Origin of the sequence: Roseovarius sp. S88, assembly GCF_037023735.1 — a bacterium.
Lineage (GTDB): Bacteria > Pseudomonadota > Alphaproteobacteria > Rhodobacterales > Rhodobacteraceae > Roseovarius > Roseovarius phycicola.
In genome coordinates, this window is the sequence record NZ_CP146069.1 from 2,765,357 (window position 1) to 2,785,095 (window position 19,739).

Below are 19,739 nucleotides of genomic sequence, written 5' to 3' on the forward strand. Positions count from 1 at the left end.
CCTTAGCCTTGCACCAGGGAGGAACTCATATGAAAATTTTGTCCATTTTATTTTCCGGTGCGGCACTTGCCTTCACCCTTTCCGCCAGTAACCCGGTGTATGCAGAAGAGTGCCCGCGCGGCGATCTCGACGCGCGATTTTGCGATGCCGATGGTGATCTGTTGGCTGACACCCCAACCGATCCTGCTGAGCTGATCGACCCCGACACTTTGATTTTCGCTTACACCCCAGTTGAGGATCCAGCCGTCTACAAAGAAGCCTGGGCTGATTTCCTGACGCACCTCGAAAACGAAACCGGAAAATCGGTGGTGTTTTTCCCTGTGCAGAACAACGCGGCCCAGATCGAAGCGATGCGCTCTGGGCGACTTCACATTGCCGGTTTCAACACCGGGTCAAATCCGCTGGCCGTGAATTGCGCGGGCTTCAACCCGTTTACAATAATGGCGGCGCCGGACGGATCATTCGGGTATGAAATGGAAATCATCACTTACCCCGGCTCTGGCGTCGAGGCCGTCGAAGACATCAAGGGCAAACAACTGGCCTTTACGTCGCCCACCTCCAATTCCGGGTTCAAAGCACCTTCGGCTATCCTCAAGGCTGATTACGACATGATCCCTGAGCGTGATTTTGAACCGGTTTATTCCGGCAAGCACGACAACTCGATCCTGGGTGTGGCCAACAAAGATTACTTGGCTGCTTCAATCGCAAATTCGGTCAAGGCGCGAATGATCAGCCGTGATGTGGTCAAGGAAGAGGACCTTAAGGTTTTGTACAAATCCCAAACCTTTCCAACGACCGGCTACGGCGTCGTCTACAATCTCAAGCCCGAGTTAAAGGAAAAAATTCGCAACGCGTTCTTCAACTTTGAGTGGGACGGTACGTCTTTGCAAGAGGAATTCGAGAAGAACGGCGAAGGCCAGTTCCTTGAAATCACTTATAAAGAGTACTGGGAGGTCATCCGCAAAATCGACGCGGCGAATGGCGTTAGTTACGCGTGTGAGTAACCCCATATTTGGCGGGCCAAGCGGCCCGCCTTTTTCACAGACCACAACATGGCAAAGGGTGCTGTGATGCTGCGGCTTGAAAAGCTGGTGAAAACCTACAAGACCGGAGATCAGGCGCTGAAAGCTGTTGATCTGGACGTGCCAGAGGGTCAAGTTTTGGCCCTCATCGGCCCATCGGGCGCGGGCAAGTCAACTTTGATCCGATGCATCAACCGGCTGGTGGAACCAACTTCCGGCCAGGTCTTTTTGGGCGAAACTGAACTTACCAGGTTGTCCTCAGGGGCGCTGCGCCGAGAGCGGTGTCGCATGGGCATGATCTTTCAGGAATATGCACTGGTTGAGCGATTGACCGTGATGGAGAACGTTCTGTCAGGCCGGCTGGGGTATGTCGGGTTCTGGCGCAGTTTTCTGCGGCGGTTTCCGCAAGAGGATTTCGATGAAGCGTTCCGGCTTTTGGATCGTGTTGGGCTTGCCCATATGGCGGACAAACGGGCCGATGAGTTGTCCGGAGGGCAACGTCAACGGGTCGGAATTTGTCGCGCACTGATACAGGATCCCGCTGTTTTACTTGTGGATGAACCGACCGCCTCGCTGGACCCGAAAACGTCCCGGCAGATCATGCGCCTCATCTGTGAGCTTTGCAAAGAACGCAAGCTGGCCGCGATCATCAATATACATGACGTGGCACTGGCCCAGATGTTCGTCCAACGCGTCATTGGACTTCGATTTGGGACCATTGAATTCGACGGGCCACCCGACGCTCTAACGCCCGAAGTCTTGACGACCATCTATGGCGAAGAAGACTGGGAAGCGACCATTGAGAAAGTCGAGGATGAGAACGGCGATACGATTGAGGCCGCCGAATGACTGATACAGACTTCGATCTGAATGCCCGGATCGGCCAGCCATGGAAAAAGCCGCCGCTTATTCAGCGCCGCTGGCTGCGTTGGGTGCTGTTGCTGGGTTTCATTGCGTACTTGATCGCGGCCGTCCTGACCATCGAAGTTAACTGGGCACGTGTCTACGAAGGTCTGGAGCGTGGAAAAGAATTCGTTCTAGCGTTTACCCGACCCGATTTCGTAAGCCGGTCAGGCGACATCTACGACGGCATGATTGAGAGTATCGTCATGACAGTGGCCGCCTCAGTCGTCGGTGTCCTTATCTCTATTCCCATCGCTTTAGGAGCCGCACGTAACGTGGCACCATTGCCGATCTATCTGATCTGCCGCGGGATAATTGCGATCTCTCGTGCGCTGCAGGAAATCATCGTCGCGATCCTGCTCGTGGCAATCTTTGGCTTTGGACCTCTGGCAGGTTTTTTGACACTTAGTTTCGCCACCATCGGCTTTTTGTCCAAGCTTCTGGCAGAAGACATCGAGAGTATGGATCGTGTGCAGGCAGAGGCCATCAAAGCCTCTGGCGCACGCTGGTCGCAATGGATCAACTACGGTGTGCAGCCACAGGTCATGCCACGGCTGCTTGGTCTTTCGATGTATCGCATCGACATCAACTTCCGTGAAAGCGCCATTCTGGGTCTCGTAGGTGCGGGTGGGATCGGCGCGACCCTCAACACAGCTTTTGACCGGTATGAGTATGATACCGCAGCGGCCATTCTGATCCTGATCATCGTAATTGTCATGGCGCTAGAGTATCTCTCCGGCGTTATCCGGGCACGTGTGCAATAATGCCGGTAAGCGAAACAGGTGGCCTGAAGGTCTGGCAGCGCAGAACCCAGCGTGAAAGCCAGACGCACTGGCTTATGTGGCTGACTGGTGTGGCGGTCTTTGCCTATTGCTGGCAGCAGATTTCGCAGGCAACGACCTGGTTCTTTGTATGGGACGCGCCGCGCATTGCCGGAGACATCTGGACCCGTGCCACCCCGCCACGATGGGAATACATCACCCAGCTCGGCAAGCCCATTTGGGATACGATCAACATTGCCACGCTCGGCACCATCCTTGCGCTTCTGATGGCAGTTCCTGTCGCCTTTCTGGCTGCGCGAAATACCACACCTTCCGCACTCTTCATACGTCCGGTGGCTCTTCTGATCATTGTTTCAACACGGTCGATCAATTCACTGATCTGGGCGTTGCTGCTGATTGCCATCATCGGCCCTGGTGTGTTCGCAGGCGTTATCGCCATCGCAATCCGCTCCATCGGATTTTGTGCAAAGCTTCTATACGAGGCAATTGAAGAAATTGATGCCACTCAGGTTGAAGCGGTCACTGCCACCGGCGCGTCTCGTTGGCAGGTCATGGCCTATGGGATCGTGCCGCAAATCCTTCCTGCGTTTGCGGGAATTGCCGTGTTTCGTTGGGACATCAACATCCGCGAATCTACCGTCCTTGGGCTTGTCGGTGCCGGAGGGATCGGGCTTCAGCTATCGGCATCCCTGAACGTTCTGGCCTGGCCGCAGGTTTCGTTGATCTTGCTTGTCATTCTTGCCGCGGTTGTGATCTCGGAATGGGTTTCCGCGAAAGTCCGCGGCGCGATCATCTGAACCTGCCATTCCCGAAAAACAGGCAGATGTACCCTAAGTTGCAAGTCTGCTTTCCAAAAGCTCGCCCTGCTCTTTCAGAAGAGGGTATGCAATCATCGCGAACGAGGTGTTCAACATTTTCAAGGCGCGCAGCAGATCAAGGTGAATTGCGCTCGTTTCGATGGTATCGGTCAATCCCTGTCTGAGACGTTTAAGGTGCCATCGTTCAAGCACCTGCTCTTTTTCTCTGATCTTTTCTTTTTGCTCAACCAGTTCGCGGGCCAACCCAATGTCTTCTGACATGAGGACCGTGATGCCGTGTTGAACGTTGCGCAGCACCTGGTCGTGGAAGTCGGACAACTCACGCCAACCATCCTCTGAGAAACTGACCTTCTGAACATCTTTGCGCCGCGCCAACTCGACCATTTTTCGCGCGATGACATCCGCCCCGGCTTCGAGGTTTACAGCTATGCCTGACAAATCAAATGCACGCGTTCCTGTGTCCACTTTCGGGTCACTGCTGCGCACCCCGGAAAGATAGACACGCAGATCCAGCGACATCTGCGTCATGTCTTTCATCTCTTGTCGCAGGCGCTGTGCCACAACGTCATCAAACACATCGAAAAGCCCCATGGCATCGCGCAACATGATCTCGACCCGGTTACCCATCTCAACGAGTTCACGTTGTGCACAGGCAAATGCGCGGGACGGATGGTTTTGAACGGTGGGATCCAACACTGACCTGTTTTGAGCCTCGGCTTGGGTGCCGTTGGTCTCTGCTAGCACCTGACGCGCGACCCAGATGGACGGTCTGAGACACGCCAATCCAAACAGAAGCAAACCCAGATTGAAGATCAGGTGCAGGTTCAGAACCTTTTGCGCATGACTTCCACCCGGCACAACACCCGCTGCATCGATTTGTGCAAGAACAAACAGCATTAGTGTTGCCCCACCGCCCCGCAACAACAGATTGGCAAAGACAACGCGCCGCACGGATACCGCACCGCCAATTGTCAGGAAAAACGCGATGAAGGCGCCTCCCAGATTGGCGCCGAGAACCATGGCGAATGCGGCTTCCAATGGCATGAGACCCTGCGCTGTTAGGGTTGCGAAAAGAAGAACTGCTGCCACGCTAGAATGCACGAGCCACGCAAAAACAGCGGCAATTAAAAATGCCGAAATCAAGTCGCGTGAAAGGTAGGCCATAACCGCACGGGTCGCATCACTCTCTGATAAAGGCGCGCTGGCGTTGCGGATCAGCTCTAGCGACAGAAAGATCAATGCCAGACCGATCAGGACACGGCCAATTTGGCGCGGTGTTCGCCGAGAACTGCGCAGAAACATCAAAACGCCTGCGAGCATCAGCAAGGGTGTCAGAACCGCGATACGTGAATTCAGAATTTGCACCACGATGGCCGATCCCAAATCAGCGCCGAGGATGATTGCAAGCCCCGCGCCACCACCAATTGTTCCGGCAGCCATGAACCCCGCCAAAAGCATCGCTACCGCGGTGGAGCTCTGCAATAGGACAGCCGCCGCTGCGCCCGTGGCCGAAGCTGTCAGGCGATTGGCCGTAGAACGTCTTAGCCACAGCCGAAGTTGTCCGCCAAAGGCGCGCTCAAATCCAGTGCGCACCAGACGGACGGCCCAGATCAACAAGGCAGCCGCCGCCGCCAGGTTGAGCAATATTACAATCGGTGAACTATCCATGGCTTTGTTGTTCTTTTTTTTGGGCCGAGCACAGCTTGAAGCCTAAAATGAAAAAGGTCCATCAAAAGGATCAAGAGAGACTGCGCTCCAGATCCCACCTGGTCCGGTATCAATCACCGCACACCCTGTCGGCCCCTTGAGAAAGCCGACTGTTGCATTATCCCGGCGATCCAGCGCAAAACCGCTACAAATCGCCGGTGCGGTTGCAACAACATGCCCGCCAATTTTACCATGATGCACGCCGTGAACGTGTCCGGCTATGACTGTAACATCGCGGTTTGATCCTTCTAGCACTGCCCCAAGCGCATCGGCATTTTCCAAACCTATCGCATCCATGAAGCAGATACCCGTCTGAATGGGAGGATGGTGCAACATAATGATAAGCGGACCATCGTCATTATCGGCCAACACGTCGCTGAGTACCGCAAGGCTGTCGCCTCGGAGTTGACCACCGCCTTGCCCTTCCACCAATGAGTCTAGCCCGACAAGCTGTGTGTCACCAATCTGTGCCTGCCAGTCGATTAGGCCGTTTTTCGGCATCCATTCCTGACCTGCAAACGCTGCGCGCATTGGATCTCGGGCATCGTGATTGCCTGGCACCAGAAAGAGCGGCAAACCAAGCCTTTCCAGATGGGTTCGGGCAAAGGCATAGCTGTCCCTACTTCCGTCGTCGCTAACATCACCCGTGATAAGAACTGCATCTAAAGGATCGAGCGCCGGGCGAAGCTCCAACAGCCGGTTCACAGCATCCCGCAGGATGGATCGGGTATCCAGAACATTGGAACAAAGCATGCCTTTTCCCACCACATGCAAGTCCGTCAGTTGGAGAAACCGCGCCATGCCTTCACTTGATCCCGGCGCGAAGGAAGGCTTGTACAAACTGGCGCTGGAAGACAAGGAAAGCGATGAGCAATGGTGCGACGGACATCATGGTTGCGGCCGAAATCACACTGATATCGACGCCATTTTCAGGTGCGCCAAATATCGACAAGCCAACGGTTAAAGGCCGCGTGTCCGGCGAGTTTGTCACAATGAGCGGCCAGAGAAAATTGTTCCAGTGGGTCGACACCGAGACGAGCGCGTATGCCAGGTAAGTGGGTCGCGCGAGCGGCACATATACCCGCCACAGGATCCCAAACCATCCGCACCCTTCGACGCGCGCTGCTTCGTGCAGTTCGATAGGCACGCCTTTGAAAGCTTGCCGCATCAGGAATATGCCAAAGGCTGATGCCATATATGGCATGCCCACGCCGAGAATGGTGTCAAACAAGCCTAGCCGAGAAACCATCGCGTAGTTTTCCACAATCAGGACTTCAGGCAGGATAAAGAGCTGCATCAGCACCAGTATGAAGACTAAATCCCGTCCCGGAAATTGCACCTGCGCAAAGGCAAATCCAGCGAGAGTGGTAACGATGAATTGCCCAATCAAGATCACAGTCACAAGAAGGAACGTGTTCAGAAAATACTTCAGCCACGGCGCACCCTCCCAGGCAACGCGGAAATTGTCCAAAGTCCAAGGTGCGGAAAGGTTGAAGTTTACCGCATCAGACGTCGAGTGAAACGCCGCCCAAAATGCGAAGAGCAAAGGTGAAATCCAGATTACCGCAAGAAGCAAGGCACCAAAGCTTTCGATATGCCGCGACAGGGTGCTCATTGGTAATGTGTCCGCTTGTCCAGAATGGTGAATTTGATCCCTGCGACAACACCGAGAACAAATAGCACCAGTATTGTCATCGCGGCAGCATGAGGCGCATCGAAGAAGGCGAATGCCATTTCCCAGATGTAGTAGAGAATGAGTTTCGAGGCGTCGTTAGGCCCACCCTTGGTCAGGATGAACAGGTGATCAATAAGTTTTACCGAGTTGATCAGCGCATTGACCATGATGAAAAGCGTTGTCGGCATCAGAAGTGGTAACACGATGCGACGTGTATACATCCACCTGCTGGCCCCTTCTATGTCGGCGGCTTCTTTGAGGTCTTCCGGAATCGTCTGAAGTGCCGCGAGGTAGAAGATCATGAAGAACCCCGCCTCTTTCCAGATCGTCACAATGATGACTGCCCAAAGTGCTGTTTCGGGTTGACCCAGCCAATTGACGGATGGCAATCCGAATAGCGCGCCGATCTGGTCCAGCACGCCCAGTCCCGGTGTGTAAAAGAAAAGCCAAAGGTTTGCGGCCGCAATCATTGGCAGGACAGTCGGCGTGAAATATGCCGTGCGCACAAACCCGCGGGCCGGAATCTTGGAATTGGCCCAAAGCGCCATGGCAAGTGCTATGGCGATGGAGATGGGAATGGTCGCACCTGCATAGATCAGGTTGTTGGTCACAACTTTCCAGAAAGTCGGATCTGCAAACAGGTCCGTGTAGTTCTGGGCCCCGACAAATTCACTCGGTTTGCGCCGGGTTTCCCGGCTAAAAATGCTAGACCAAAACGTCGCAAGCGACGGGTAAAATGCAAATGTCGTAAGAAGGATGGCCGCAGGCGACAGCAAAATCCAGCCATAAATCGCTTGTCTGCGACGTTCGATATCGACATGTTTCGCCATCTACTGCCCCTGCACGCAACGTACCACGGGCAACAGGTTCAGCCCTGTCGCCCGCAGATTTTTATTGGTAGTCGCGCAGCAGACGCTGGGCTGCGGCTTGCGCTTCTGCTAGGGCATCCGCTGCGGATTGAGAACCGGTCAGCGCTGCCTGGATGGCGTTGTTCAACCCTTCACGCACGCGAGCTGTCTCGAATGTCGAAAACTCCGCAACTGCGTTTTCCAACTGGTTGCGCGCCACCAGAGCGGGCGGGAACTCAGTTGTATAAGCCTTCAGCGCTTCAGTCTCATATGCCGCCGGAGAGACGCCCATATAACCCGTTTTGATTGACCAAGTCGCCGCCTGTTCTGGCGCTGTCATGAACTCGATCAGTTTAAGGGCTGCGGCTCTTTCTTCCGGCGTCGTATCTTTGAAGACGTAAAAGTTGCCACCACCTGTAGGAGAGCCTTTACGTTCATTCGCGGGAAGTTCCGCGACGCCAAAGTCAAAACTCGCATTGTTTTTGACCGCTGTCAGATTGCCGGTCGAATGCCACATCATCGCCGTCTGACCTTCGAGGAAAGCTTGCCGCAATGTGCCCCATTCAACAGTGCCTTCCGGCATCACACCATGTTCTGTCGAAAGCGCCTTCCAAAACTCCAATGTTTCGACAACGGCGGGATCGTCAAAATACGTGGTCAGACCATCGTTTGACATCACTTCTTTGCCGTTCTGGATCGCCAGCGCCTGGAACATCCAATAAGGATATCCGGTGGACGGAATCATGATCCCGTAGGTGTCGTCATCAGTCAACGCCTTGCCCATGGAAATCATCTCATCCCATGTTTGCGGCGGGCTTTCCGGATCGAGACCTGCTTCGCGGAACATGTCCTTGTTGTAGTAGGCCACGATTGTGGAGCGCTGGAATGGGATGCCCCATGTCTTGCCTTCGATTTTGCCGTTGGCCATCAGTGCTGGATAGAAGCTGTTGAGCCAATCGGTGTCGACGCCCTCAATATCGTCAAACGGCACGACCAGATCCTGTTCGATCAGGTCATAGGCGTCGATCGAGAACATGACTGCAAGCTGCGCAGGCTCGCCTGATGCCAATGCCGACAATGCACGTACACGGGTGTCATCATAGTTCCCCGAGTAAATAGCGTTGACCTTGATATCGGGGTTTGCCGCTTCAAAATCAGCCACGATCCCATCGACCACTTCAGTGAGCGCCCCACCCACGGCAATTGGGTAGTACATCGTTAACTCTGTTTCCGCCATTGCAGGCACAGCCAGAGCTGCAGCAGAAATGGCTGCTAGTCCAACCTTTCTAAAATGGTTCATTACTTCCTCCCTTTGGTTTTGATCTGATAAATTGGTTTCAGGACCCTGATGCTCCGGATTGATCTGCCAGCCTATGGCCTGTCGCATCAAAGAAATGCAGGTCCTCGTCAGCGAATGAGATTTCCATTTTTTCGCCGGTTTCGATTTGTTTCAGCCCAGGCATGCGCACGGTAAGACCGGTAGCCGAAGGGTGTGACAGACCAATGAATGTTTCCGAGCCCAGAAACTCGCATTCCGACACTTCGCAAGTCAGGCGACCTTTGCCGGTTTCTGCCACGCTCAGACTTTCTGCTCTTAGCCCAATGGTCGCAGCGTTCCCAAAACTGGGCAGGATGGAGCCTTCGATCAACGCCATGGGCGGCGCGCCCACGAATTCGGCGACAAAGGTATTTGCAGGTCTGTAGTAGAGTTCCTCTGGCGTTCCGGTTTGCTGGATGTGCCCGTCTTTCATCAAAACGACCATATCCGCCATGCTCATTGCCTCGGTCTGATCATGCGTGACGTAGATGACGGTGATCCCCAGATCGACCTGAAGTTTCTTGATGTCCTTTCGCACCGATGCGCGCAGTTTAGCATCAAGGTTCGACAGTGGTTCATCCATCAAGCACAACGGCTGATTGGCAACAATGGCCCGTGCAAGTGCCACGCGCTGCCGCTGTCCGCCCGAAAGCTCGCCGGGTCTACGATTTTCATACCCAAGCAACCCTGTAATCTCGAGCGCACGCGTCAGCTTTTCTCGGCGGTCACTCGCGGCCACTTTGCGCACTTTCAATCCAAAAACGACGTTTTCCGCCACACTGAGATGCGGAAAGAGCGCGTAGGATTGAAACACCATCGAGAGGTTGCGCTCTGAAGGAGCCGCGGTTGTCACATTGCGCCCATCGATAGTGATCGTTCCTTCGTCGGGCAATTCAAGCCCCGACAAAAGCCGCAGGGTTGTTGACTTGCCACAACCCGATGGCCCCAAGAGCGCAACAAAAGAGCCCCGCGGAATAGAGAGCGAAATATCTTCAACGCCAAGCTGTCCGTTCCAGCGTTTGGCTACACTATCCATATGCACAAACGGCGCCGCCATCACTTTTCGTCCTTCTCTGCAAAGACAAGCCGTTGCGCGTGGCGCTCAGCGAGATCGTTGAAAGACGCATCCGGAGACCGGTCACACACCACCAAATCGATATCTGACAGGTTGCCCCCAGCTGCTGGAGCGAGGCGCCCAAACTTGCTGTGGTCAATCACAAGAATGGATTGTTTTGCGTTTTTTCGCATCTGTTCAGTCGCGCGTACTTCAGATTGATGAAACTCCAAGAGCCACCCATCCGCATCAATCCCCGCGGTTCCGAAAATTGCGTATTGCGCCCGATAGCGCGCAAAGAAATCCACCACCTCTTCGCCAACAAAATCGCGGTCCGGCAACCGAACTTCGCCACCCGGAACGATGATACGATTAGAAACCTCCTCGCTTAACGCCATCGCTGCACTGAGGTTGTTTGTGATGATGGTCAGTTCTTTTCGCCTGTGCAGGGCCCGCGCCACGCTCAGAACGGTGGACCCAATCGAAATGAACAACGTGGCGCCATCTGGAATACGCGACGCCGCCACTTCGGCTATGGCACGCTTGCCAACAAGGTTGGTTCCAGCTCTTTGATCAAAGGGGGTATTGAGCTTGCTTTCCGCCAGTTCAATACGACCATGCGCCCGACGAAGAGCATCGTCACCACACAAGATATCCAGATCACGCCTGATGGTTTGTGTCGAAACGCCCAACATATCGGCCAATGCGCCAACGCTTACGCCGCCGCGTTCTTGGACCACCTGTTGGATCAGGTCGCGCCGTCTGATCTTCTTTGAAGCCATAGATTCCCCGCCAAGTTGGCTTGAGAATAACTGACCAATGCAACAAAACAACAAAAATTGAGATAATCTATGTGCTATTTTGAAGTCTTGATGGACAAGAGATCGATATTTATTAAATAAATTGGAGTACTAAGACCTAATTTGATGGAAAAACAGTCAACAATAAAATGTAGTTTTGTTGTTTTTTCTTCCATTAGCCATCATCTTCGCTACCTTGGTTCCAAGTTTAAAACTATGGATACGGCACTCGGAAAAGGCCAACTTTGCGTATGCTAGACACCAACAGTATCTTTGACCGCTACCAGAATGTCAGACATCGTCTTCCTGTTGCCGAGTTGACCCCCGCAACTGAGGATATTGAAACACTTCTGGACATCACCGCCGAGGTCGATGCTTTCGTGTTTGATGCCTTTGGCGTGCTGAATGTCGGAAACACACCCATAGACGGAGCTGCAAGCAGACTGGATCAACTGCGGGAACTTGGTTGCCAAATTCGCATCCTGTCGAACGCTGCCAGCTACAATCACGACCGAGCGGTCGAGAAATTTCGCAATCTCGGCATGAAGATCGAGCCAGATGAAATCGTTACGAGCCGTGATGCCGCTCTCGTCGGCGTCGGCGAGGGGCTATGGGGCTGCATTGCTGCGCCATCTGATGATCTTTCGGATGTTCCGGCGACCACCCGCCGCCTCGTGGACGACGCCAGCGACTATGATCGTGTGAATGGTTTTCTGTTTCTGTCGACCGAAGTCTGGAGATCTGAAAGGCAGGTTCTCCTAAGAGACAGTTTGATCGCCAACCCCCGCCCTGTCGTAATTGCCAATGCTGATCTGGCCGCACCGCGCGATTTTGGGTTCTCACTGGAACCGGGTCATTTCGGCCATCTGCTGGCGGATGAGGGACTGAGTTCGATCAAGTTTTACGGCAAGCCTTTTCCAGAAGTATTTGAGATGGTCGAAGCTTCTCTGCCCGGTATAGCCCGAAACCGGATTGCAATGTGCGGCGATACACTTCACACAGATATCCTTGGCGCTGCATCGCGTGGATGGCGCACTGTTTTGGTCGAACGGGACGGTATGTTTTCCGGAGTCGACACGCGTCCGTTTTGCGATGTCTCGGCGCTGTTTCCAGAATGGCGCGTCCAAAGGATTTAAGCGTTCTCGTAGCACGGCGATTTTACAACGTGAGCTTTACGCCTCAAATGCATTCACCTCCATCGACCACGAAGGCGTGGCCTGTCATGAATGATGATTTGTTTGACGCCAGAAAAACGATAGCCTCGGCAATTTCCTCAACCGTTCCAAAACGGCCCATCGGAAGCGTTTCACGAATATAGCTTTCCAGTTTGTCCCGCCCTCCCATCTGCACCTCGAACCCATGGTTGAAGGGCGTGTCAATAAAGCCTGGGCAAAGTGAGTTGAAGCGTATGTTTTCTTTAGCATAGTCGGCAGCCATCTGTCGGGTCATAGCCAGAACCGCGTGCTTGGTAGTGGCATAAGCAATCATCTCACGGTCAAATTGAACGCCCGAGTTGGAGGAAGTGATGATGACGCTTCCTCCACCCTGCTGTCGCATCGGCGCAATTGCAGCTTGGGCAGCGATGAAATGAGACCTGACGTTCATCCGCCAGGACAGGTCCATATCGGTAACAGACACCTGCTCCAGCTTTCCTTCGATTTGAACACCAGCGTGAGAATGGAGGATATCAAGCCGACCCTCTGTGTGTGCGACTTCCTCTATGGCCGAAACAAGATCTGCATCTTCTGTCACGTCAAGTGCGCAGGCCCTGGCTTTGCCTCCCTCTTTGGCAATCTGGCTTGCAACGGCCTCTGCCGCGTTACCATTCTTATCGGTTACAATGACGCGCGCGCCCTCCCTTGCCATAGCTTTGGCGCCCGCGGCCCCTATGCCAGACCCGGCCCCCGTGACGAGCGCAACGCGATTTCTCAGCAAGATGAGGACCTCCGGAATTACGGTTTATCGTTTGTCGCTGCGCCTCAAAATGAGCTGCGCGATCACCAAAAGGACGAGGGATGCGAGCATCACCATTGTGCCGATGGCATTGACCTCTGGCGTGACACCGCGACGGATTGAAGAGAAGATGTAGATTGGCAGGGTCGTCTCTGAACCCGCGACGAAAAAGGCGATGATAAAATCATCGAAACTGAACGTGAAGCTGAGCAAAAATCCCGCAAGGATGGCCGGGGCGATCAAAGGCAACGTAATGAGCCGAAACGTCCGAAAGGGTGGTGCATAGAGGTCAGCGGATGCCTCGGACAACGCTGCTTCAAGTCCCTGAAGCCGGGCGCGCACGATCAGGACGACCAGAGCTAGTGTAAACATCGTATGCGCCGCGATCAACGAGGGTGTTCCCATAGACAAGGCAGGCGGATTGCTGCCTTCAGGCCAGAGGCTGGCTAGCCATGGGTTTACCACGTCAAAGACAGTGACCAATGCAATAAGTGTGGCAATACCAATCACAATGCCGGGGATCATCACCGCGATATAGATGATCGCATCAAAAATAGCGCGTGCAGGTCCTTTGATCCCCTGCAGGCCAACTGCCGCAAGCGTCCCCAGAATGCTCGCCAGAGTGGCGGACACAAAGGCCACGATCAGGCTGTTGCCCAGCGCCTCCATGACAAATGGATTGTTGAGCGCACGTCCGTACCATTTAACCGAAAAACCCTCGAATTGGCTGGCGCTGCGACCAGCACTGAAGCTGAACAGCGCGATGATTGCGATGGGTGTGTAAAGGAAGACATAAACCAGAAGGGAGTAAAGTCGCATGCTCACCGCCTCACATGATCGACACGTCTTCGCGCGTGGCACTCAGCCGCGAAATCAGACGCATGTACACAGTGACCGTGACAAGCATGACCAAAATCAGCATCACTGCCACGGCGGAGCCAAAAGCCCAGTTCCGCGATTGCAAGAAGAGGTCTACAAGCGCATTGCCGACAAAGAACACCTTGCCGCCGCCCAACAGCGCCGGAATCAGGAACTCTCCCATCAACAGGATGAAAACCAGCATACAGCCCGTTGCAATTCCTGAAATCGACATGGGAAGTGTGACGCGAACAAATGTGGTGAATGGCGTAGCGCCAAGGTCGGACGAGGCCTCCAAAAGCCGTTTGTCCAGACGATCCAGTGCCACGTAGATCGGAAAAACCATCAGTGGCAAATACCCGTAGACGATGCCCACCGTCACTGCAAATGGCGTGTAGATCAAACGTACGCCTTCAAGTCCGACGGTTTCAAGAAGCGCAGGTAACCCCTGACCTCCAAGAATGAAAATCCACGCGTAGCTTCGGATTAGGATTGAGGTCCAGAACGGCACAATCACTAGAACCAGGAGGATCGTCTTCCATTTTGGATCAGTCCGTACGGCAAGCTGGTACGCCAAAGGATAGGCAATGATCAGAGCCGCCAGTGTTCCCAATGGAGCCAAGGTCAGCGTGTTCTTGAACGCTGTCAGACGCGACGGCAGATTTGCGTATTGTTCAAAGGTGAAGGCGGGCACCCAGCCACCGGCCGGTGCCCGCTCTCCAAAGCTGAACACTAGTACAACAGAAAGCGGAAGCACCAGCATAACCAAAAGCCATGCGCCAGCCGGCGCAACCAGCAGCCAGTTTCTTTCGCGTTCTGTCACGCCGTCGTCCGATCAGGCCGACTTGAACCGGGCCAAAAGTTCGGCACGGTTGGGATCGGTCAGAGTCGCAGCTGCTCCGAATTCCAGAGCATCCAAACTTTCAGCCGCCGGATAGAGGATCGGATCGTTCAAGATTTCTTCGGGCAGAAGTGCATTGGTGCGGCTATCAGCAACCGGATAGCCGTGCGCCATTACCTCCCGCGCATTCACTTCCGGGTCGAGCATGAAGTTGATCAAGGCATAGGCCGCTTCAACATGCGGCGCACCTTTGGGAATGGCGTAGTAGTCACTCCAAAGCTCACCCCCTCTTTGCCAAGCGCAAAGGCGATGTCCGGGATGTCTGTATTGAGCTGCTTGCCGTCGCCGGTCCAGCAAATCGTCAACCACGCATCGCCAGAGCGCATGGCGGGCTGATAATCCGAAGTAATCGCAAAAAGATGCGGCTTGACGTCGATCAACAGCTTCTCGGCATCTGCCAGTTCTGCTTCGTCAATCGAGTTGAACGAGTAGCCATGATAGTTCAATGCCGCGCCAATCGTGGTCAACTGATAGTCGTGCACCATTGTCCGTCCACTGAAATCATCCATCGTGCGGTCAAAGAACTCTTTCCAGCTTTCGAAAGGCGCACCACCGTTATGCGATGTGTTAATCGCCATGCCCGTAGTGCCCCAGTTTTTCGGCACCGCGTAGACCACGCCATCGACGATCCCCGCATCGGAAAACCGCGCATCAAAGGCCGCAGGGTCATAGTTCGGCAGTTTCGAAAGATCGAGTGGTTCAATCAAATCCTCTTCGACATAAGTTGTGATTGTGTAGTTTGTGGGAACATACACATCCCAACCGCTGCCACCGGCCTGAAGCTTGGCGAGCATCTCTTCATTGGAGCCAAAGACATTCACCTGCGTGAAAGCGCCAGTTTGGTCCGTGAACATCTCGAAATTTGCAGGGTCATGGTAATTCGGCCAAGTGGCCAGAACAACGCGATCACCAATATCACTTGCAAAGGCACGCGACGGGCTCAGACCCGGTAGGGCGCCCGCCATGACCGCCGTGGCCGCACCAAGACCCGTTGTGCCAAGAAAATGCCGTCGCGTGATTGAACCTTTCTCGTAACGCCGCAGCTCTTCCATGAATTTCCGCTTTGAAATGTATGAATTGTCTTTCATGTCGTATCTCCCAGTTAAATGGTTGCTGCTCTTTGGCCTTCAGTCCGGCCTCAGGATTAAGGCGGCATCCGGGGTCCAATGGACCCAGACCGTGTCGCCTTTCCCGAGTGTCGATAACCCTGCATCGGTTTGACGCGGAGCCAGTGCTGTAATGATTCCAAGATGATCGTGGCGAACGACGTATTCGGTGTGCTCACCCAAAAAAATGCGGTTCTGAACCTTCGCTGCGAGACCGCCGGGCACTTCTTCACGGCTCAGCCTGATTTGCTCAGGACGAACGCTCAGGCACGCATTCTGCCCGGCTGCGACGTCGCTGACCAAGGCGCTGGCATAGGTCTGCCCATCGCCGAGTGTGATCCCGCTTTCGCCACCCGAAACGCGCGCGACTTTGCCGTCAAAAAAGTTCGATGTTCCAACAAAGTCAGCAACATAACGAGTGACTGGATGGTCATAGAGCTCTTGTGGGCTACCAACCTGAACGATCTCGCCCGCGCGCATCACACATATCCGGTCCGATAGCGAAAGCGCCTCTTCCTGATCATGTGTCACAAGGATGAAAGTGATCCCCAACTGGCGCTGGATGTCCTGCAATTCAATCTGCATCTCTTTGCGAAGTTTGCGGTCCAGTGCCGCAAGCGGCTCATCCAGCAAGAGAAGCTTGGGTTCATTGACAATGGCCCGCGCCAACGCAACCCGTTGCTGTTGACCACCTGACATCTCCCAGGTTCGGCGCCTACCAAAATCACCAAGTCGCACCGTTTCGAGTACTCTTAGCACCCTGTCCATTATTTCAGGTTTCGGCAATTTGGGCCGCTGTTGTTCAAGGCCATACGCAATGTTCTGCTCAACAGTCATGTGCGGGAAAAGCGCGTAGCTCTGAAAGACCATGTTCACAGGGCGACGATAGGGCTCAAGGTCCGATACGTTCTCATTCCCGATAAGAACCTGCCCCGCGCTTGGTGTCTCAAATCCAGCGAGCATTCTCAATGCTGTGGTTTTTCCACAGCCAGATGGGCCCAGAAAAGACAAAAATTCGCCGGACCGAATGCTCAGGTTCATTTTGCTCACCGCCACAAGCGAACCAAATCGCTTGGTCACATCCCGCAGCTCAGCAATCGATGCATCTGTGTCGTCTTTGAGTTTTACGTGATCCTGCACTGGCATGCCTGGAATGAGAGAACAGCAGTCGGAGGTCTATAACACCGATGATATAAATTTTCGCAAAAAGGCTATTTGTGTAAATATACAATTTGTTATAGATAGCACTAAAAAGCTGAGCCAAATTGATGACGACCAACTGGAATCAACAGACCGCGCTTTGCCTTGATGCACTCGGCAAATCGGCATTCGCCGCGACACTGGCCGGATCGATCCGCAGTTTGGTACCTTATGAATTTACAGTCATATTCGGCTATATCGGGAAAGAACGCCCTCTTGCCCTCTTTGACGATTTCTCACCGGAACGCAAAAGGCTTCATGTCGATGAGTATCTGGAAGGGCCTTACCTGATAGATCCATTTTTTCTGGCAAGCACCGGAGACACACCACCTGGAATTTGGCGCCTTCGAGAAATAGCACCTGACCGTTTTTACCAGGGAGAGTACTTCCGGAGTTATTACGCACAAACAGGTTTGGCAGAAGAGGTTGGGTTCTTAATCGATGTGGATTCCAAGTTGTCCATCGTTGTTTCGTTGATGCGAACAGAGAAAAAATTCAGCAAGGCCGAGATACGCGTGCTTTCGGACATTCAGCCCGTGGTTGATGCCCTCTGCCGTCGTCATTGGTCGAATGTCGAAAGAACCGGACGCGCCGAAGCATCAATCATGCTAAACCAAAAAGTGTCCGACGCGTTTTGCACAATCGGCGGAGGAGCACTCACACAACGCGAAAGCCAGATCGTTGAACTGACGTTGCGCGGACACTCTTCCGAGGCCATCGGGCGTCTTCTTGCAATTTCACCAGGAACTGTCCGAATTCACCGGCGAAATGTCTATTCCAAACTTAGGATAAACTCACAGGGTGAACTTTTTTCGATTTTCCTAGAAACGATTGGTGCCGTCTAAGTCGGTACTATGTAAGACAGGTGTCAAAATTCTTTAGATGGACCGAACCACTTGTTCATTCCGCAACGCAAGTGTCGGTGCCGGGCCTGTGATTTCACACTTTCGATTTGAGCGGTTCTTTCTTTCCAGACTGGGTTTCGCGAGATGTCTTTGTACCTGCAACTTGATAAGATCGTGCAGCGAGAACATGTGATGAGGCGAATAGCAAAAGAAAACGATTTTCTTCTTTTGCGCAACGGGAGAAGCCTATGACAATTCACAGGTGGACCTGAGCAAAATGACAATTGGGCAAATCGCCGGAAGGCTGAAGCCATCTCACCTTTGGACTGTACTTGTTGCATTGTGTGCGGCTCTCGCTGGGGCCTTTTCGTTAGGTGCGCAACTTCTTCCTTGAACTTATAGCCGTCAGCAAATCCAGCGCCGCCTACGGGCGGACCTTCGCGCTTGCAGCGAATGACGGCAAAGCGGGCTGCGACCGCAGCATAATGATCGGTCGTTGAACGGCAGGAATGGGCCGTCGTTGTCGGTGACCTCGCCACCCATCACGTGGATGCTGGGCCGCTTGCGATGGCGGCAATGTGCCCATTTTGATCAAAGATCGCGTTGAATGAAGAACCATTCACGCCTTACCAACTACACACATTCTCAACTCTCCATGCCGGCGACAATTTCAAAGGCTACGAGAGATTTCACCAGATTAGCAGGCCTGGTTTTTGTGCTTCAAAACCTTTTGCGCTCGGAAAAAGGGAGCGCATTCTTGCAACCGTTTCAATCTCGCCATCCAGCATCGTTTCAACAGTGCCCAACCAAGTCTTAAATGTATCAGAGTCCCAATGGTCCTGAAAGGCTGCTTCGTCTCTGAACACTTCATAGAAGTAGAAACGGTTTGGGTTCGCCTCATCCACCATGATCTGAAATTGAAAAACCTCAGGATCTTCACTGACAACGTTCTGCGCTTCGAAGATGCTGGCAGCCAGAAAAGACTTTCGGTGCTCAGGTTTAACGTTCACTACGAAGAACCCCCCAAACAATGCATCTTCCATATTTGCCTCCATCATTGATCGACAAGCCATCGCAGGTCAGAAAACACGCCAATCCCACTTGTGCGCATTAACCTTAAGCACAGCTTTAGCCATCGCCCTACGCGGATCTCTTGTTTTCCTCCGCATCACCCCATCCTAGCGCACATGAAAGTTCATGCGACATCGCGGTCAGTGTTTGGCCGATGTTTTTCCTCATGGAGGGCGTGAACACCCGCACGGAAGCTGTAGCGCCAATCGACAGCGTCGAACCAATACCGGATTTGGCCAACGTCGTTGCAACAGAACTTATCCCCCGTTCCAGCTCTTCGACACATTCGGCATACCCTTTGGCCCGGATAGCGTCGAGTTCCGCTGCCAAGTCCTCTCGGTTTGAAATCGTGCGTTCGGTATATCGTTTGAGCTGTCCATTCAGTTCATCATGAGACAGCAAATCTGGCGATAGTGCCGCGATGGCCTTGGCGCAAGAGCACGCGTGCAATGGGCGCTTGCCCATGCCTGGGTGCAGATAAGACACGCCCGTCTGCGGTGTTGCCACGTGAATTATCTCGACCCAGTGACCGCGCAGCCGAGACAAGAAGAATGCAGCTCCATAGTCACTGGCGGCATTGGCGAGCACCGGCGCAATCACGTCCAGAAGTGCAGGATCGGAGTGATCGCTCAGTGTGATGCGCTTCAACCTCATCCCAATTGCAAACTCTCCGCGGGCGGGCGATTCAATTAGACCTGACGAAACAAGATCCTGAACCAGCCTATAGGCAGTCGGTTTGGGGAGATCGGACTGCGCACAGATATCCGCCACGGTTGCACGTCCTTTTTGACCAACCACTTCCAATATCAGCACTAGACGTTCGAGGTACATTTTTCTCACTATGCGATAACACGATTTTCGATATACGATAGATTGAG

The 19,739-nt window shown here is 53.6% G+C and carries 21 protein-coding genes; 6 read left to right on the forward strand and 15 right to left on the reverse strand.

Going from position 1 to position 19,739, the window contains the following annotated elements:
* The first annotated feature begins 29 nt into the window (after positions 1-29).
* From phnD to phnE (RZ517_RS14050), 4 genes are all read left to right on the forward strand, one after another.
* A complete protein-coding gene (phnD, locus tag RZ517_RS14035) occupies positions 30-1,004 on the forward strand; it encodes a phosphate/phosphite/phosphonate ABC transporter substrate-binding protein (RefSeq protein WP_338548802.1) in 975 nt (324 codons plus the stop codon).
* 66 nt (positions 1,005-1,070) lie between these two features.
* A complete protein-coding gene (gene phnC, locus RZ517_RS14040) occupies positions 1,071-1,871 on the forward strand; it encodes a phosphonate ABC transporter ATP-binding protein (protein WP_338551166.1) in 801 nt (266 codons plus the stop codon).
* Positions 1,868-2,689, forward strand: a complete 822-nt coding sequence (gene phnE / locus RZ517_RS14045; RefSeq protein WP_338548803.1) for a phosphonate ABC transporter, permease protein PhnE — start codon at positions 1,868-1,870, stop codon at positions 2,687-2,689. Before phnC ends, phnE (RZ517_RS14045) begins: the two co-directional genes overlap by 4 nt.
* Positions 2,689-3,504, forward strand: a complete 816-nt coding sequence (gene phnE / locus RZ517_RS14050; protein ID WP_338548804.1) for a phosphonate ABC transporter, permease protein PhnE — start codon at positions 2,689-2,691, stop codon at positions 3,502-3,504. Before phnE (RZ517_RS14045) ends, phnE (RZ517_RS14050) begins: the two co-directional genes overlap by 1 nt.
* 33 nt (positions 3,505-3,537) lie before the next feature.
* Here the strand turns inward: phnE (RZ517_RS14050) and RZ517_RS14055 are convergent, their stop codons facing one another.
* From RZ517_RS14055 to RZ517_RS14085, 7 genes are all read right to left on the reverse strand, one after another.
* On the reverse strand, positions 3,538-5,193 hold the full coding sequence (locus RZ517_RS14055) for a Na/Pi cotransporter family protein (RefSeq protein WP_338548805.1): 1,656 nt from the start codon (positions 5,191-5,193) through the stop codon (positions 3,538-3,540).
* 42 nt (positions 5,194-5,235) lie between these two features.
* Positions 5,236-6,033, reverse strand: coding sequence for a metallophosphoesterase (locus tag RZ517_RS14060; protein ID WP_338548806.1), 798 nt, complete (start codon positions 6,031-6,033; stop codon positions 5,236-5,238).
* Positions 6,034-6,037: 4 nt separating this feature from the next.
* On the reverse strand, positions 6,038-6,847 hold the full coding sequence (locus RZ517_RS14065; protein ID WP_338548807.1) for a carbohydrate ABC transporter permease: 810 nt from the start codon (positions 6,845-6,847) through the stop codon (positions 6,038-6,040).
* Positions 6,844-7,737: a carbohydrate ABC transporter permease gene (locus tag RZ517_RS14070; RefSeq protein WP_338548808.1), complete on the reverse strand. Its 894-nt coding sequence runs from the start codon at positions 7,735-7,737 to the stop codon at positions 6,844-6,846. The genes RZ517_RS14065 and RZ517_RS14070 overlap by 4 nt, the downstream gene beginning before the upstream one ends.
* Positions 7,738-7,798: 61 nt before the next feature.
* On the reverse strand, positions 7,799-9,055 hold the full coding sequence (locus RZ517_RS14075; protein WP_338548809.1) for an ABC transporter substrate-binding protein: 1,257 nt from the start codon (positions 9,053-9,055) through the stop codon (positions 7,799-7,801).
* 37 nt (positions 9,056-9,092) lie between these two features.
* A complete protein-coding gene (locus RZ517_RS14080) occupies positions 9,093-10,133 on the reverse strand; it encodes an ABC transporter ATP-binding protein (RefSeq protein ID WP_338548810.1) in 1,041 nt (346 codons plus the stop codon).
* The gene (locus RZ517_RS14085; protein ID WP_338548811.1) at positions 10,130-10,909 is read right to left on the reverse strand and encodes a DeoR/GlpR family DNA-binding transcription regulator; all 780 of its coding nucleotides are present in this window, start codon (positions 10,907-10,909) and stop codon (positions 10,130-10,132) included. Before RZ517_RS14085 ends, RZ517_RS14080 begins: the two co-directional genes overlap by 4 nt.
* Before the next feature lie 269 nt (positions 10,910-11,178).
* On the opposite strand from RZ517_RS14085, the gene RZ517_RS14090 reads away from it, so the two are divergent.
* Positions 11,179-12,063, forward strand: coding sequence for an HAD-IIA family hydrolase (locus RZ517_RS14090; RefSeq protein ID WP_338548812.1), 885 nt, complete (start codon positions 11,179-11,181; stop codon positions 12,061-12,063).
* Between the two features lie 43 nt (positions 12,064-12,106).
* Here RZ517_RS14090 and RZ517_RS14095 read toward each other — a convergent pair whose 3' ends face one another.
* The 6 genes from RZ517_RS14095 to RZ517_RS14120 all read right to left on the reverse strand — a co-directional run bounded on the left by RZ517_RS14095 (position 12,107) and on the right by RZ517_RS14120 (position 16,885).
* Complete coding sequence (locus tag RZ517_RS14095; protein WP_338551167.1) at positions 12,107-12,865, reverse strand: SDR family NAD(P)-dependent oxidoreductase; 759 nt, start codon at positions 12,863-12,865, stop codon at positions 12,107-12,109.
* A 21-nt stretch (positions 12,866-12,886) separates the two neighbouring features.
* On the reverse strand, positions 12,887-13,699 hold the full coding sequence (locus RZ517_RS14100; RefSeq protein ID WP_338548813.1) for an ABC transporter permease: 813 nt from the start codon (positions 13,697-13,699) through the stop codon (positions 12,887-12,889).
* Between the two features lie 10 nt (positions 13,700-13,709).
* A complete protein-coding gene (locus RZ517_RS14105; RefSeq protein WP_338551168.1) occupies positions 13,710-14,501 on the reverse strand; it encodes an ABC transporter permease in 792 nt (263 codons plus the stop codon).
* Positions 14,502-14,573: 72 nt separating this feature from the next.
* A complete protein-coding gene (locus RZ517_RS14110; protein ID WP_338548814.1) occupies positions 14,574-14,798 on the reverse strand; it encodes a hypothetical protein in 225 nt (74 codons plus the stop codon).
* Entirely contained in the window at positions 14,795-15,727 is a 933-nt protein-coding gene (locus RZ517_RS14115) for an ABC transporter substrate-binding protein (protein WP_338548815.1), read from the reverse strand. The genes RZ517_RS14110 and RZ517_RS14115 overlap by 4 nt, the downstream gene beginning before the upstream one ends.
* 39 nt (positions 15,728-15,766) lie before the next feature.
* Entirely contained in the window at positions 15,767-16,885 is a 1,119-nt protein-coding gene (locus tag RZ517_RS14120) for an ABC transporter ATP-binding protein (protein ID WP_338548816.1), read from the reverse strand.
* Positions 16,886-17,013: 128 nt separating this feature from the next.
* Between RZ517_RS14120 and RZ517_RS14125 the strand changes: the two genes are divergently transcribed.
* Positions 17,014-17,790, forward strand: a complete 777-nt coding sequence (locus RZ517_RS14125) for a helix-turn-helix transcriptional regulator (RefSeq protein WP_338548817.1) — start codon at positions 17,014-17,016, stop codon at positions 17,788-17,790.
* 689 nt (positions 17,791-18,479) lie between these two features.
* Here RZ517_RS14125 and RZ517_RS14130 read toward each other — a convergent pair.
* Together RZ517_RS14130 and RZ517_RS14135 are read right to left on the reverse strand one after the other, a co-directional pair.
* A complete protein-coding gene (locus tag RZ517_RS14130; RefSeq protein ID WP_338548818.1) occupies positions 18,480-18,833 on the reverse strand; it encodes a putative quinol monooxygenase in 354 nt (117 codons plus the stop codon).
* Between the two features lie 97 nt (positions 18,834-18,930).
* Positions 18,931-19,692, reverse strand: a complete 762-nt coding sequence (locus RZ517_RS14135) for an IclR family transcriptional regulator (RefSeq protein WP_338548819.1) — start codon at positions 19,690-19,692, stop codon at positions 18,931-18,933.
* Positions 19,693-19,739 lie beyond the last annotated feature (47 nt).